General features: G+C 26.6%; 17 protein-coding genes. 14 read left to right on the forward strand and 3 right to left on the reverse strand.

The features are described from left to right. Positions 1-407: 407 nt before the first annotated feature. Together megL and JNUCC81_RS00365 are read left to right on the forward strand one after the other, a co-directional pair. Entirely contained in the window at positions 408-1601 is a 1194-nt protein-coding gene (gene megL / locus JNUCC81_RS00360) for a methionine gamma-lyase (protein WP_208334311.1), read from the forward strand. A 125-nt stretch (positions 1602-1726) separates the two neighbouring features. Beyond that, positions 1727-3055, forward strand: a complete 1329-nt coding sequence (locus tag JNUCC81_RS00365) for a Na+/H+ antiporter NhaC family protein (protein WP_454094847.1) — start codon at positions 1727-1729, stop codon at positions 3053-3055. 81 nt (positions 3056-3136) lie between these two features. Here the strand turns inward: JNUCC81_RS00365 and JNUCC81_RS00370 are convergent, their stop codons facing one another. From JNUCC81_RS00370 to JNUCC81_RS00380, 3 genes are read right to left on the reverse strand one after another with little or no spacing between them, the layout of a single operon-like run. Continuing rightward, a complete protein-coding gene (locus JNUCC81_RS00370) occupies positions 3137-3691 on the reverse strand; it encodes a hypothetical protein (RefSeq protein ID WP_454094848.1) in 555 nt (184 codons plus the stop codon). A 52-nt stretch (positions 3692-3743) separates the two neighbouring features. Beyond that, positions 3744-3950, reverse strand: coding sequence for a helix-turn-helix domain-containing protein (locus tag JNUCC81_RS00375; protein ID WP_454094849.1), 207 nt, complete (start codon positions 3948-3950; stop codon positions 3744-3746). A gap of 19 nt (positions 3951-3969) precedes the next feature. Continuing rightward, positions 3970-4461, reverse strand: coding sequence for a DUF2975 domain-containing protein (locus tag JNUCC81_RS00380; protein ID WP_454094850.1), 492 nt, complete (start codon positions 4459-4461; stop codon positions 3970-3972). A 414-nt stretch (positions 4462-4875) separates the two neighbouring features. On the opposite strand from JNUCC81_RS00380, the gene JNUCC81_RS00385 reads away from it, so the two are divergent. The 12 genes from JNUCC81_RS00385 (at position 4876) to JNUCC81_RS00440 (ending at position 14385) form a co-directional block, all read left to right on the forward strand. Next, a complete protein-coding gene (locus JNUCC81_RS00385; protein ID WP_454094851.1) occupies positions 4876-5439 on the forward strand; it encodes a hypothetical protein in 564 nt (187 codons plus the stop codon). Positions 5440-5554: 115 nt separating this feature from the next. Further along, positions 5555-6160, forward strand: a complete 606-nt coding sequence (locus JNUCC81_RS00390; RefSeq protein ID WP_454094852.1) for a 3D domain-containing protein — start codon at positions 5555-5557, stop codon at positions 6158-6160. A 156-nt stretch (positions 6161-6316) separates the two neighbouring features. Continuing rightward, on the forward strand, positions 6317-7042 hold the full coding sequence (locus tag JNUCC81_RS00395; protein ID WP_454094853.1) for an alpha/beta hydrolase: 726 nt from the start codon (positions 6317-6319) through the stop codon (positions 7040-7042). A gap of 202 nt (positions 7043-7244) precedes the next feature. Beyond that, the gene (locus JNUCC81_RS00400; protein WP_208334315.1) at positions 7245-7586 is read left to right on the forward strand and encodes a zinc ribbon domain-containing protein YjdM; all 342 of its coding nucleotides are present in this window, start codon (positions 7245-7247) and stop codon (positions 7584-7586) included. A gap of 217 nt (positions 7587-7803) precedes the next feature. Beyond that, the gene (locus JNUCC81_RS00405) at positions 7804-9300 is read left to right on the forward strand and encodes an ATP-binding protein (protein ID WP_454094854.1); all 1497 of its coding nucleotides are present in this window, start codon (positions 7804-7806) and stop codon (positions 9298-9300) included. A gap of 122 nt (positions 9301-9422) precedes the next feature. Continuing rightward, positions 9423-10382 (forward strand): MerR family transcriptional regulator, encoded by a 960-nt coding sequence (locus JNUCC81_RS00410; protein ID WP_454094855.1) that lies wholly within the window; start codon positions 9423-9425, stop codon positions 10380-10382. Positions 10383-10556: 174 nt separating this feature from the next. Next, entirely contained in the window at positions 10557-11018 is a 462-nt protein-coding gene (locus JNUCC81_RS00415; RefSeq protein ID WP_454094856.1) for a hypothetical protein, read from the forward strand. A gap of 18 nt (positions 11019-11036) precedes the next feature. Beyond that, entirely contained in the window at positions 11037-11468 is a 432-nt protein-coding gene (locus JNUCC81_RS00420) for a MarR family winged helix-turn-helix transcriptional regulator (RefSeq protein ID WP_454094857.1), read from the forward strand. A 2-nt stretch (positions 11469-11470) separates the two neighbouring features. Continuing rightward, positions 11471-11863: an HsmA family protein gene (locus tag JNUCC81_RS00425; protein WP_454094858.1), complete on the forward strand. Its 393-nt coding sequence runs from the start codon at positions 11471-11473 to the stop codon at positions 11861-11863. Positions 11864-12013: 150 nt separating this feature from the next. Further along, the gene (locus tag JNUCC81_RS00430) at positions 12014-12202 is read left to right on the forward strand and encodes a ferredoxin (protein WP_454094859.1); all 189 of its coding nucleotides are present in this window, start codon (positions 12014-12016) and stop codon (positions 12200-12202) included. Between the two features lie 139 nt (positions 12203-12341). Further along, entirely contained in the window at positions 12342-12998 is a 657-nt protein-coding gene (locus JNUCC81_RS00435; protein ID WP_454094860.1) for a YitT family protein, read from the forward strand. Between the two features lie 196 nt (positions 12999-13194). Next, on the forward strand, positions 13195-14385 hold the full coding sequence (locus JNUCC81_RS00440) for a MerR family transcriptional regulator (RefSeq protein ID WP_208334324.1): 1191 nt from the start codon (positions 13195-13197) through the stop codon (positions 14383-14385). Positions 14386-14555: the final 170 nt, after the last annotated feature.

A 14555-nucleotide genomic window follows, 5' to 3' on the forward strand; every position in this document is an offset into this window, starting at 1 on the left:
TTAAAAAAGCACTTAAAATGCTTGACATGTTGAAAGTAGAGTTATAAAAAAATATGATTTTATGAAAATAGGATACATTATACAAATGGCTAAAATACAATAATTGGAATATAAAAAATAATTTTTATAGTGAAAAGCTTTGTGGAAATTATAAAATTAATTTAATTATCAGAAGATTTGATAAAAAATGATGGCGAAAATTTCAAATTTTACAAAAATTTCATGATATATTTACAAGAAAACAAAAAGATGTTACATTGATTGTATACACAAGGGAAAAGGTTTTTCGGTCATAGGAAAACGTTACTTGTTAGCTTGAAGAAAAATGTTTTTTGCAACACGAAAGATGTTCCTTAAGGAACAATAGTTAAAAATCATAATATCAAAATTCAAGGGGGAAATAAAAAATGGAAAACTTACAAAACAAAAAATTTGCTACAAAAGCAATTCATGGTGGACATCAAAAGGATGCCGTATCAGGAGCGTTAACAACACCTATATATAAAACATCAACATTCGTATTTGATAGTGCAGAACAAGGTGGAAGAAGATTCGCATTAGAAGAGGGTGGATACATATACTCTAGATTAGGAAATCCTACTAATGCTCAATTAGAAGATAAAGTTGCATTACTTGAAGGAGCAGAAGCTTGTGTATCAACAGCTTCAGGAATAGGTGCAATAACTTCAGCTTTATGGACAATATTAAAAGCAGGAGATCATGTAGTTGCAAGTAAAACTTTATATGGATGCACATATGCAATGTTTAATCATGGTATAAGCAGATACGGAGTTGAAATAACTTTTGTTGATGCTACAAACTTAGATGAAGTAAAAGCAGCTATGAAAGAAAACACTAAAGTTGTATACTTAGAAACTCCAGCAAACCCAGACTTAAAATTAATAGATATAGAAGCTGTATCTAAAATAGCTCATGAAGTAGAAGGTTGTATGGTAATGGTTGATAATACTTTCTGTACTCCATATATACAAAGACCAATAGAGTTAGGTGCAGACGTAGTAGTTCATTCAGCAACTAAATACTTAAATGGACATGGAGATGTTATAGCAGGGTTTGTTGCTGGTAAATTAGATTTCGTAAATCAAGTAAGATTATTTGGAATAAAGGATATGACAGGTGCTGTATTAAGTTCACTTGATGCATATTTAATAATAAGAGGTATGAAAACTTTACAAGTAAGAATGGATAGACATTGCAAGAATGCTATGGAAGTAGCTAAATTCTTAGAATCTCATGAAAATGTAACAAAAGTTAACTATCCAGGACTTGAAAGTTTCCCACAATATGAATTAGCTAAAAAGCAAATGGATCTTCCAGGAGGGATGATTGCTTTTGAAGTTAAAGGTGGATTAGAAGCTGGTAAGAAATTCCTAAACTCTTTAGAATTATGTGTTCTTGCAGTTAGCTTAGGTGACTGTGAAACATTAATACAACATCCTGCTTCAATGACTCATTCTCCATATACTCCAGAAGAAAGAGCTGAAGCTGGAATATCTGAAGGTTTAATAAGAATATCAGTTGGATTAGAAGAAGCAGAAGATATAATAGCAGACTTAAAACAAGGTCTTGATAGATTATAAGAAATAAAAGATTGCTAAAGTCTTTATTAAGATATAAATTATATATTTAAAGCTAACAGAGGAGATATGTATAAATACCTTCTCTGTTAGTTATACCTTAAATTGATTAAGAGGGGATCAAAAGTATGCAAAATGTGAGCAATCAAATTGACAAAAAAGAAAATAAAGGTAGTGCACTTGCATTACTTCCAATAGGAGTATTTTTAATATTATTTTTAGGAAGTGGTATTATAACAGGAGATTTTTATAAAATGCCTGCATTAACAGCATTCGTAATTGCAGCAGGTGTAGCTTTTATGATTAATCCTAAAGAATCTCTAGACACTAAAATGGAAATATTCTGTAAAAGTGCTGGAGATAGTAATATATTAATAATGCTTGTAATTTTCTTACTAGCAGGAGCTTTTGGTAGTGTAGCTAAAGCAATGGGTGGAGTAGATTCTACAGTTAACTTAAGCTTATCAGTTTTACCACCGAATTTATTAGTACCAGGGTTATTCTTAGTAGTATGTTTTATATCTACATCTATGGGAACATCAGTTGGAACAATTTCTGCATTAACACCTATAGCTCTAGGTATTTCTCAAAAAACTGGAATGCCATTAGAATTATTAGTAGCAATAATAGTTGGAGGAGCTATGGTTGGAGATAACTTATCTATGATATCTGATACAACTATAGCAGCAGCAAGTACACAAGGTTGTGAATTAAAAGACAAAGTAAAAATGAACTTCTTTGTAGTATTACCAGCGGCATTAATAAGCCTTGTAATAATAGCAGTAATGTCATCAGGATATGGAACTACTTCAGCTGAAGCTGGATCTTATGAAATAATAAAGGTTGTACCTTATGTAGCTGTTTTAGTAGGGGCTTTAGCAGGGGCAAACGTTTTTGTTCTTCTTGCTGGAGGAGTTTTATTTGCAGGAGGAATAGGTATATTTACAAATACTATAGATATATGGGGATTCATAAGTGCTGTATCAGACGGTATGGCTGGAATGCAAGAATTATGTATCTTAGTTTTAATCGTCGGAGGGGTAATCGGGTTAATAAAACATAATGGCGGTATAGATTTTATACTAAACTTTATAACAAGCAAGATAAAAACAGCAACTGGTGCTAAGTTTGGTATAGCTTTACTTGCTAGTGTAATAGATTTATGTACTGCTAATAATACAATAACAATAATAACAGCTGGTCCTTTAGCTAAAGATATTGGAGAAAAGTATGATCTTGATCCGAGAAAAATTGCTAGTATGTTAGATATGTTCGCATCGTGCTGGCAAGGAATGATACCATATGGAGCACAAATACTAACGGCTGTTGGTATAGCTGGAGTTTCTTCTGTAGGAATAATAAAATATTTACATTATCCTATATTCTTACTTATATTTGCGATTGTGTCAATAACTGTAGATTTTTCATTCCTAAAGAAAAATAAAAAAGTAAATTAATTTATAGTACAGGTATATAAAAATTGATTATTTAATAATATATGGGATGTCTTAAAAATAAGGCACCCCATTTTTTATTAATTACATATTTAATAAACTATATATAAGTTCTAGAGTATCAATACGCAAGTTTTGATTTGAATTTCTTTCTAGTAAATATCTATAATTTATACCATGATTTTTAAAGTGATTTTTAATTAAAGGTACTCTATTTTTAGGATCATTCATAACGTTATAGGCAACAATCCAATCTTCTAAAGTAGTGAAATTTATATTTATATCATCTATAGTTTTAGTATGAGCTATAGCTTTATTATCTAGTATAAATTCGTATATTTTATTGTTTCCTAAGTCTATTTTAAAGTCTCCCATAAACTCTACAATTACACCATCTACATTGTATCCAAAAAAGTCTTTTGTTAAAAATGGAGTTTTAGAAGGTAAGTATATAGGTTGTCCTATAGTATTCATAAAAGATTTAATTTTATTAGTATCTGATGAATCTATTAAAATATCTATGTCTTTTGGTTTTTCTACTAAATTATATTGGTTTAGTAGCACAGAACCTCCAACGCCCCAAGTACAGTTTAATTTGTTAAGACCTTGTGAAATCTTTTTAAGAATATCTATATTCATGCTTTCCTCCTGAGATTACTAAGTTTAAGTTCATATTAACTATACTACAAGTTTAAATATCCTTATACTCTAATATATCTCCAGGTTGACAATCTAATTCTCTACATATAGCTTCTAATGTGGAGAATCTTATAGCTTTAGCCTTACTATTTTTCAATATAGAAAGGTTCGAATTAGTTATATTAATTCTTTCAGCTAGTTCTTGTAATGAAATTTTTCTCTTTGCCATCATTACATCTAAATTTATTACTATTGACATGCAACATCATTCCATTTCTTTAAATTGTATTATCGCTATCTTCTTTATAATTGATAGCCTCTTTAAACACCACTGATAAGACCAGTATGAAAATTCCTGCTAAGAAGAAAATCAAAGGTTCAGTATCTGTGTGAATTATAGTGTCTGATACATTTAAGAATTTGTAAGAATACTCTTTTAAGTTTAAAAGAATATTTACTATATAACATCCACTTATTATAAAACACTCGATAGCAATTTTATTTAATAACTTTACGTTTTTTAATACAAAAGGATTTTTTTCTAATAATGTTTTTAATATTTTTCTTAAATCTAAGACTATTAATAAAGTACATAATGTACCTAAAATTAAAGTGAAAATTGTTATAAGGATATTGTTTTTAGATAATATTTTTATATTTTCATTAAATATATCATAACAAATATTAAATGAAATAATTAGTCCAAAAATAAAAATTAAATCTAAAATAAATATTAATGATTTAGAAATTTTTTTGTTATCAAATCTCATGACAGACTCCTTTTCATAGTATAAAATTTATAAAAAGCTAATCTAGCTTTCCTTATCTCTCTTAAGGATATATACTATCACTGAATATAAAAAATATCAACAATAAATTATTGATAAACAATAAAGAAGTATTAATAAACGTAAGGATAAGTTTTTATAAAATGGACTTATAATCATACTAAAGTCAGTACTTGAATATTGATATTAGATGGTAAATATAATAAAATATTTAGAAATCTAACAAAAAAATGTATCCTTATTTACCATACTATTTTATAATATTAAGAGTTATATTATTAATTGTTTTATATAAAATATCAAAACTTATAGAACATTTAATAGTATTTTATAGTCTGTTAAATATAGCGCAAAGCTGATATATGAATAAATAAATTTACCAAAGGAGTGATAGGAATGAAAAAAATGAAAGTAGTTGCTGGTTTAGCAATATTATCTATAGGTGTATTTGCCTATAGTAATATGGATTTAAAAAAGGGAAATGCAGAAGATGATATAGAAACAAAAGTAGAAAGTATTAATAAGGAAAATACAAGTGATTCATTAAATGAAAGCATTGATGAGATTAAAGATAAAATATCTGAAAAATCTAAAAAAGCTCAAGATATAGATTCAGATATAAAAGAATTAAGTAGTTCTTATGATGAAAAGAAGTTGGATAGAGCTCAAGAAATATTAGAAAAAATAAATAAAAAAGATTTAAGTGAAGAACAAAAGAATAAAGTAACTGATATTGAAAATAAAATAAATGATAGTACTAAATTAGCAGAACAATCGATGAATAAGGTAAACTCTAAGATAGATAATTCGAAGGATAAATTAACTAAAGCTGATTCAGTTATTAAAGCACTAAAAAATAAAATAGATACAGCATCAGATGCAATAAATAAGGGAACAGGAAAATTAGAAAAAATAACGGAGAAGTACAAACAAGAAAATAATTACATTAATAGTAAATAAAAGTAGTTTGCCCGAAAGGGTAACAAAATTGTAACTTTTAAGATATAATATTTTCTAGGCAAGGGGTTAGACCAAAAAAATTGACATAATAAATAAGCCTAGGAGGTATTGACATATGAAAAGGAAATTTTTAATGGTCACGACGGCAATAGCTTTATTATTTATGCCAAATGCAAAAGCTTTTGCAGATAGTCCATCAAATACAGAAAATTCATCTATTAACATACAAAGCACTAAAGGTGGATACATAAATGCAAGTAAAGTTAATTTTAGAACAGGGCCAAGTACAGAAAGTAAAGTAAACTACACTTTAGATAAGCCAGAGAAATTAGATATAATCCAATCTGAAGGTAAGTGGACGAAAGTTAACCATAAAAACAAAGTAGGTTATGTTTATTCTAAATATGTTTCAAATAGTGAAGAAAAAGGAAAAGAAACAGTATCGTTAGAAAACTCTAAGAAACTTAATGTAAAAGCTACAGCTTATGCAGGAGATACTATAACATCTACTGGAACTGTTCCAAAATGGGGAACTATTGCAGTTGACCCAACTGTTATACCTTATGGAACAAAGGTATATATACCTAAATTTGATAAGGTATTTATAGCTGAAGATTGTGGAAGTGCTATAAAAGGAAATAGAATAGATATATTTATGAATTCAGAAAAAGAATGTAATGACTGGGGCGTTAGGGATATAGACGTTCACATCTTAAAATAAAATAATTATTAAGAGCTATCTCAATTTGAGCAATATAACTGCTTAGGCTGAGATAGCTTTTTTATAGATATATAATTAATAATAAATATAAAAAAAATAGGAAAGATAAAAGTACATATTAAATTACTAATAACTTAAATAGAAGGGAATTAATCTATGAAGGGAACTATAGTAACAGAAACTATAAAAGATAGAGAAGTATTAATTTATCTTCCAAAAGATTATAATTTAAGTGATAAATTTTATCCTGTAATATATATACAAGATGGTGATGAAATAATAAAACATAAAAACGAATTTTTTGGTGAACTTGAAAAAGATAATATAAATTTTATTGGAGCTTTAATACCTCCTAAAAATAGATTAAATGAATATACACCTTGGTATAGCAAAGGATTAAGCGAAAAAAATCCTGATTTTTTAGGCGAAGGAGATAATTATCTAAATTTTTTATGTAATGAAGTAAAGTTATATATCGATAATAACTATAGAACTAAAAAAGGTAAAGAAAACACAAGTATAATAGGTGCATCATTAGGAGGATTAATATCTTTATACGCTATATATACTAAAAGTGATGTTTTTGGAAATGCTGTATGCGCATCCGGATCTTTTTGGTATAAAGATATGCTAAAATTTTTAGAAGAAAGTGAAGTAAGCTTAAAAGAAAAAAGAATATTTATGTCTATAGGAGAAGATGAGGATCATTGCAAAAGTAAATGTTATAATCATATTCATATGTTAGATAATAACATAAAAGCTTATGAAATTTTAAAATCAAAACTTAGTTATAATAATGTTTATATAAAAATAGATAAATCTACAACTCACTGTATAAAATATTTTTTACCTAATTTAGTGTTAGGAATAAAATGGATATAATATATTAAAATACAAAATTTAATCAGCCATAGTACGAAGGTTTGTCAATGTAAATAGATTATGATATTATATAATTCTATGAGAAAGTCTCTATATAGCTTTATAAGCTTTAACATATTAATAAATATTAATAATATGTTGCAAATAGGGAATCGAAAAATTTATGTATTATAATTAAAATAACAAATGGAGGAAACAAGATATGGAAAATTTACCAAATTGCCCAAAATGCAATTCAGAATACACTTATGAAGATGGAAGTCTTTTAGTTTGTCCAGAATGTTCTCATGAGTGGTCTTTAGAGTCAGTAAATGAAGAAGTAAATGTTATAAAAGATGCAAATGGAAACGTATTAAATGATGGAGATGCTGTGACAGTAATAAAAGACCTTAAAGTAAAAGGTAGTTCATCATCTATAAAAATAGGAACAAAAGTAAAAAGTATACGTTTAGTTCCTGATGCAGCTGATGGACATGATATAGAATGTAAGATAGATGGATTTGGAGCTATGAAATTAAAATCTAGCGTTGTTAAAAAAGCATAGTATATTTTAATGTTAATATTTTTTTATAAAGCCGTATCACAAATAAGTGATACGGCTTTATTATGCTTAAGGCTATAATTATGGGATATAAGCTATAAAATATCAAAATAATAACTATTTATCTAGATTTTATGTCAAATAATCATAGTTATTTGTAATAATACATCACGATATGCTACTATATTATAGTGATAGAGGGGGCAGGGGTATAGGTGATATGGAACTAATATTTAATAATATGGATGATAATTTACTAATAGTGAGCGAAGAAAACATTATACAGTTTTGTAATAATAAATTATTAAAGAAATTAATGTATAATGCTGAGGATTTAAATGGTTTTAATATAAGTAAATTAATAGGGGAAAATAATAAACTAAATCAAAATAAGATTGTAAGTATCTATAATAAAAAATGTAAAATTATTAATTTTACTTATAAAATATTTGACATAAATTGGAGAGATAAAGTAGCTAAAATTTATATTTTACATGAGCATAATGATAGTGTTAAACAGTACAATATGGAAGATTTAGAATTGATTTTAGATGGTATACCACTTCTAGTATGGATAAAAGATTTAGAAGGAAAGTATATGTATATAAATCAAGGATATGCGGATAAATTTAATTTAACCAAAGATGATATAATTGGAAAAAAAGATATAGATTTTTGGATTAGGGAAGAAGCTGAGAAGCTTTATAAAGAAGATCAAAATTTAATTAAGCAAAAAGGTTACTTTATAAATAAAGAATTATTAAGGACTAATAAAACAAAAATGTGGCTTTATGTATTTAAAGTCGCAGCATTAGACGAAAATGAAAATGTAAAATATATATTTGGTATGGCTAAGGATATAACTAGAGATAAAAAAATAAAGGCAAGAAGAAGAGTGGAAGAAAAAGAAAATGAAATTGAAAATTTAAGAAACGAATTTTTTGCAAATATATCTCATGAATTTAAAACACCTTTAAATATAATCCTTGGGACTATACAATTATTAATTAAATACAATGAAAATAATAAGATATGTGAAATTGGTGAAGACAAATTAAATTATTATATGAGCACAATGAAACAAAACTCATATAGATTATTAAGACTTGTAGATAACTTAATTGACATAACAGAAATTGATACAGGTTATCATGATGTAAATTTAGAAAATAAAAATATTATTTCTATTGTAGAAGAGGTAGTCATCTCCGTTGCAAGTTATGTAGAAGGTAAAGATGTATCAATTGTATTTGATACTAATAAAGAAGAGAAGTTTATTTGCTGTGATTCAGATAAAATTGAAAAAATAATACTAAATTTAATATCAAATGCTATAAAATATACACATGAAGATGGAAAGATTGAAGTTAATATAGATGTAGCTGAAGATAATGTATATATATATGTAAAAGACAATGGTATAGGAGTATCAAAACAAAAAATAAGTACTATTTTTGACAGATTTGTGCAAATAGATAAAAGCTTAACTCGTAAACAAGAAGGCAGTGGAATTGGATTATCAATAGTAAAAGAACTAGTAGAAATTCAAGGTGGAAGTATAGGTGTAAGAAGTGAAGAAGGAAAAGGAACTGAATTTGTTATCACTCTACCAGCAAAGACTATAGATTATTGTCCTAATAAAGCGAGTAACAAAAAGAATGAAATCAATATATTAGAAAAATGTGATATAGAATTTTCGGATATATATAGTATATAAAAATAAGATATATGTGTTATTGCACATATATCTTATTTTTATATAATTAATAAAGCTTGACCAGTACCCAAGGATACAGATTACTATTTAAGACAAATGTGATAATACGTTGATAAATTAGCATGTCTGAGGAGATGAAAGTAGACATAGCTATAGGTACTAGAAATAAAAATTTAAGTATATTGAATGCTCAAGGCGAAGAATTAGAAGAGCATAAGAAAGACATAATAAAAAGTATTGAAAATAAAAAAATAAATATTATTTTTTCTATTGACCTTAACGTAGCGATAAGCATTATTATAAAACTGTCAGGAGGTAATCACATGGAATATACAATTAAGAAATTAGCTGAAATAGCTGGTGTTAGTGCACGAACACTTAGATATTATGATGAAATTGGTTTATTAAAACCATGTCGTATTAATTCATCTGGCTATCGTATTTATGGTCAAAATGAGATTGATTTATTACAACAAATCTTATTTTATAGATCTATAGATATGAAGTTAGAAGAAATACATCAAATAATTTCAAAGTCAGATTTTGATATTAATAAGGCTTTATTAGAACATCATCAACAACTTATTTCCAGACGAGACCAAATTAATCAATTGATTTTGACAGTTGAAAAAACATTAGAATATAAAAAAGGAGAAATAGAAATGTCAGATAGAGAAAAATTTGAAGGATTTAAAAAAGAAAAATTAGAAGAAAATGAAGCTAAATATGGAAATGAAATAAGAGAAAAATATGGGAAAGAAACAGTAGAAGAATCTAATAAAAAATGGATGAACATGACTGAAGATGACTTAAAAAGAATGCAAGAAATTGAAAAAGAAATGTTTGAGTCTTTAGAAAAAGTTATTGGAAGTAAAGATTTAGATTCGCAAGAAGCTAAAAATGTATTTGAAAAGCATAAGACTTGGTTATGTTTCTCATGGCCAGTTTATTCAGAGGAGGCTCATATTGGATTAGCAGAGATGTACGTTGCAGACGAGAGATTTGCTAAATATTATAACGACAAAGCGGGCTTAAATGCAGTTAATATATTACGTGATATCATTGTTAAATATGCAAAATAAGATTTAAGACACTATAAAAACACTTATTAAATAGAGGCATCTTTATGGGTGTCTTTATTTTTGTATTAAATATATTGACAATATTAAAATATACTATTAAAATAGTTTGCATACGAACTTATTAGTTCTTATGCAAACTATTTAGTGAGATTAATTTTTATAGGAGATAAAGTTATGGAGATATTAACAAAATATATACCTAAAGTTGAAAAGAGGGTTTTATTATTAATAGCGGGAATAATATGGTGTTTCGCTGGATTTAGAGTGTTTACTTTGGGATTAGAAGATGTACATTCTAGTAGAGGAAACTGGATTGTAAGTTTAGCTTTTGTAGCTATAACGTTTTATGTATTTTTTAAATTTATATTTATGAAATTAGTAAAAAAACATACTCTAAGAATCATTAATAGTGAACTTGAAAAACAATATATATATTCTTTCTTTGATTTAAAAAGTTATTTTATAATGGCTTTTATGATGATTATAGGAATATCAGTAAGAAGCTTAGAGATATTTAGTCCTTATCATATAGGAACTTTTTATATAGGATTAGGATTTGCATTGTTTAGTGCAGGAGTATTCTTTTTAAGTAGTTCATTAAACTTCGAAACAACGAAAATGAAATATAGTAATTAAGAATGGAGGTAGTTATATATGGCATTTGATTCTTTTGAAATAGCAATGCTTATAAAAGAAATATATGCAAGTACGATGGGTACAATAAGCAATAGTTTAAAAGATAGTGGGCTTACCCATCAGCAAGTTATGGTTATTAAGTTAATTGCTCACAATGGAAAGGTTAATATATCACAATTATGTGAAGAAATGTCTTTAGCTAAAGGAACAGTATCAGGAATAGTTACAAGATTAGAAAATGCTGGTTATGTTAAAAAAGTTAAAGATGAAAATGATAAAAGAAATACTTATGTAACTTTCGCAGATAAAGGATTAGAATTTGCAAAAGAATTTAGAACTACAATTAATCAAAGTTTTGATAAAATATTTGAAAACTTTACAGAGGAAGAAATAAAGGAAGTAAAAGAAAGTTTATTAAAAATAAGAAATAAAATTAAGGAGGTAAAATAGTTATGGATTCAAAATTAATTTTAGCAATTGTAGCAATAACTTTAGCGTTAGTATTTTATACTATAGGGGTATTTGGTGAAAGAAAGGCTAAAAGTCTTAATAAAAATCATGTCATAATATTTTGGTTAGGATTAGTATGTGATACATTAGGTACACTTACGATGGGACAAATAGCTAAGTCAGGAGTAGAGGCAATAAATTCTACAAGTCAATTAATTCATGGAATAACAGGTTTTTTAGCTATAGTATTAATGTTATTTCATGCAGTATGGGCTACATGGGTATTATATAAAAATGATGAAAAGAAAAAAGCTACATTCCATAAATTTAGTATAGCTGTATGGGTTGTGTGGTTAATTCCATATATAATAGGAATGTTTATAGGAATGTCTTAATTTAGATAAACTCCTATATTATAGAGATAGAATGATAAGGAAATATGTAATAATTAAGGGTATATAGTAGACAAATCTAACTAATTGTTTTAATATAGTAAAAAATGGATAAATATTATAATAATTAAAACATAAATGGAGGATATTAAAATGAGAGCAGTTGTAGATAAAGACGTATGTATAGGATGTGGAGCATGTACTGGAGTATGTCCAGAAGTTTTTGATATGGATACTGATGGATTAGCAGTAGCTACAGAAGGTGAATTACAAGCTAATTTAGAAGGATCAGCTTTAGAAGCACAAGATACATGTCCAGTTAGTGCAATAACTGTAGAATAGCTTTCTATAAATTTATAAACTATTTAAGAGGTGTACTAAACATCTCTTTTTTATTGATTAAATATATGTTCAAGTGTATTATATTTTATATATAAAATATTAATATTATAGACACTGATTGAAGGGAAGAGGTATGTTTATGGAAAAAATAAATAAGATGAATATAGTTAGGGACTACATGATAATAACATTTGGAGTTATTTTAGTGGCATTTGGTATACAGTATTTTTATGCTCCAAATCAAATAGCGGGTGGAGGATTAAGTGGTATGGCTTTAGTTATAAGTCATTATATACCATCACTATCAGTAGGGACTATAGTTTTTTTAGGTAACTTAATATTATTTATCATAGCTTTTATACTAATAGGTGGGGATTTTGGTATTAAAACTATATACGCAAGTTTTATGATGTCATTTGTTATGGATTTTATGGAAAAGGTACTTCATTCACATGCAATTACAACTAATATGGTTTTAGCAGTTTTATGTGGAACTATAACTGCGGCAAGTGGATTAGCTATAGTATTTGCAGTAAATGCTTCAACAGGTGGAACAGATATACTTGCAAAAATATTAAATAAGTACTCAACATTTAATATAGGTAAATCATTATTAATGGTAGATTTATTTGTTGTTATATGTGGAGGATTAACTTTTGGATTAGGTAAAGGCATATTTTCATTAATAGCTGTAGTAATTAATGGTTTCTTAGTTGATTATTTAATAGCTAAAATAGAGAAAAAAAGAGAAAAAGCTAAAGAAGAAAAATATGAACTTAAAGAAGTTAGTAATTAGAATATAGTAGAGATTATAAATGCAATACTAAATTTTATTGTTAAATTTTGTAGATAATATAAAAGTAATATCGAAATATAATTTTTGATGTTTTTTTCAAATAAAAAAAATTTAAAAAATTTTAAAATTTAGTATTGACCATTACGCAACGTAACCTTATACAATAATATTAGGCAATAGCTTTGGGGGAGATATAATGAAAGATGAAAGATTATATACTACAGGTGAATTTGCTAAAATGGCGGGAGTAACAATCAGAACAATAAGATATTATGACACTAAGGGGATTCTTAAACCATCTCACCATAATGATGCAGGGCATCGACTATACACAGATAAAGATTTTACAAAATTAAAAAAGATTTTAGCTTTAAAGTATTTAGGATTATCACTAGAGGAGGTTATGAATACTGAACAAAATAATTTTGAAAAAGATGATATGGTTAATTCGTTAAAATTACAAAAAAATATCATAAAAAACAAAATTAATCATATGAAAACAGTATTAAATGCCATAGAAACAGCCGAAGTTAGCATTGAAAATGATGAAAACTTAGACTGGAATAAGACAGTAGATATAATAAAAATACTAGAAAGTGAAAAAGAGTTATTACAGCAATACATAGATTCATCTAATTTAAATGCAAGCGTTAAACTGCAAGAAAGATTTAGTTCAAATAAACATGGTTGGTACAATTGGACATTCCAAAATCTAAAATTAAAAGAGAACTTTAAAGTTTTAGAAATTGGTTGTGGGAATGGTGCTTTGTGGGCTAAGAATATAGAGTATTTAAATGACAGCATAGATGTGACACTGACAGAGATTTGCGAAGATATGTTAAATGATGCAAAAATAAATCTAAGTAAAAACTCTGATAAATTTAATTTCCAAATAGCAGACCCAAACAACATTCCTTTTGAAAACGACAGCTTTGATGTAGTCATAGCTAACCATATACTGTTTTATATGAAAGACTTAGATTTAGTTCTATCTGAGATTAATAGGGTACTTAAAAAAGGAGGGCATTTTTACTGTTCTACTATAGATAGTTACCATATGAAAGAACTAGAAGAGCTTATGCTAGGATTTAGTAATAATATAAAGATTTCCGAAGAAAAATTATCAAATAAATTTGGATTAGAAAATGGAGAAGAAATATTAAAAAAACATTTTGATAATATACAAAGATATTTGTATGAAGATAAATTAATAGTAAATGATACTAAGGGAATACTAGAGTATATATACTCTATACCAGGTAACATTTTAGAAGTAATAGATACTAAAAAAAGAGAATTTGAAAAATACATTGATGAAAGTATTAAATCAAGTGGAGAAATTAAAATAACAAATAATAGTGGACTGTTTGAAAGTATAAAAATATAAAATATTTTGAAAGTTTATTACTATTTAATTAATTACTTAAGCTTTTAATAATTTATATTTTAAGTTTGGATAAACTTTAATATTTCAAGATGAGATTGGAGACAACCTTTGAGAAAACGTTTTTTTAGGCTTATTTAATATAAATTTTAAAATATATTGCTTTTTTAAAA

The sequence above is a fragment of the Faecalimicrobium sp. JNUCC 81 genome (assembly GCF_053667625.1).

Bases quoted from the DNA above. Each gene is read 5' to 3' on its own strand.
- JNUCC81_RS00430 (WP_454094859.1), top strand. From the start codon at position 12,014: ATGAGAGCAGTTGTAGATAAAGACGTATGTATAGGATGTGGAGCATGT.
- JNUCC81_RS00425 (WP_454094858.1), top strand. From the start codon at position 11,471: ATGGATTCAAAATTAATTTTAGCAATTGTAGCAATAACTTTAGCGTTA.
- JNUCC81_RS00365 (WP_454094847.1), top strand. From the start codon at position 1,727: ATGCAAAATGTGAGCAATCAAATTGACAAAAAAGAAAATAAAGGTAGT.
- JNUCC81_RS00370 (WP_454094848.1), bottom strand. From the start codon at position 3,691: ATGAATATAGATATTCTTAAAAAGATTTCACAAGGTCTTAACAAATTA.
- JNUCC81_RS00385 (WP_454094851.1), top strand. From the start codon at position 4,876: ATGAAAAAAATGAAAGTAGTTGCTGGTTTAGCAATATTATCTATAGGT.
- JNUCC81_RS00395 (WP_454094853.1), top strand. From the start codon at position 6,317: ATGAAGGGAACTATAGTAACAGAAACTATAAAAGATAGAGAAGTATTA.
- JNUCC81_RS00440 (WP_208334324.1), top strand. From the start codon at position 13,195: ATGAAAGATGAAAGATTATATACTACAGGTGAATTTGCTAAAATGGCG.
- megL (WP_208334311.1), top strand. From the start codon at position 408: ATGGAAAACTTACAAAACAAAAAATTTGCTACAAAAGCAATTCATGGT.
- JNUCC81_RS00415 (WP_454094856.1), top strand. From the start codon at position 10,557: ATGGAGATATTAACAAAATATATACCTAAAGTTGAAAAGAGGGTTTTA.
- JNUCC81_RS00435 (WP_454094860.1), top strand. From the start codon at position 12,342: ATGGAAAAAATAAATAAGATGAATATAGTTAGGGACTACATGATAATA.
- JNUCC81_RS00375 (WP_454094849.1), bottom strand. From the start codon at position 3,950: ATGTCAATAGTAATAAATTTAGATGTAATGATGGCAAAGAGAAAAATT.
- JNUCC81_RS00410 (WP_454094855.1), top strand. From the start codon at position 9,423: ATGTCTGAGGAGATGAAAGTAGACATAGCTATAGGTACTAGAAATAAA.
- JNUCC81_RS00405 (WP_454094854.1), top strand. From the start codon at position 7,804: ATGGAACTAATATTTAATAATATGGATGATAATTTACTAATAGTGAGC.
- JNUCC81_RS00400 (WP_208334315.1), top strand. From the start codon at position 7,245: ATGGAAAATTTACCAAATTGCCCAAAATGCAATTCAGAATACACTTAT.
- JNUCC81_RS00380 (WP_454094850.1), bottom strand. From the start codon at position 4,461: ATGAGATTTGATAACAAAAAAATTTCTAAATCATTAATATTTATTTTA.
- JNUCC81_RS00420 (WP_454094857.1), top strand. From the start codon at position 11,037: ATGGCATTTGATTCTTTTGAAATAGCAATGCTTATAAAAGAAATATAT.
- JNUCC81_RS00390 (WP_454094852.1), top strand. From the start codon at position 5,555: ATGAAAAGGAAATTTTTAATGGTCACGACGGCAATAGCTTTATTATTT.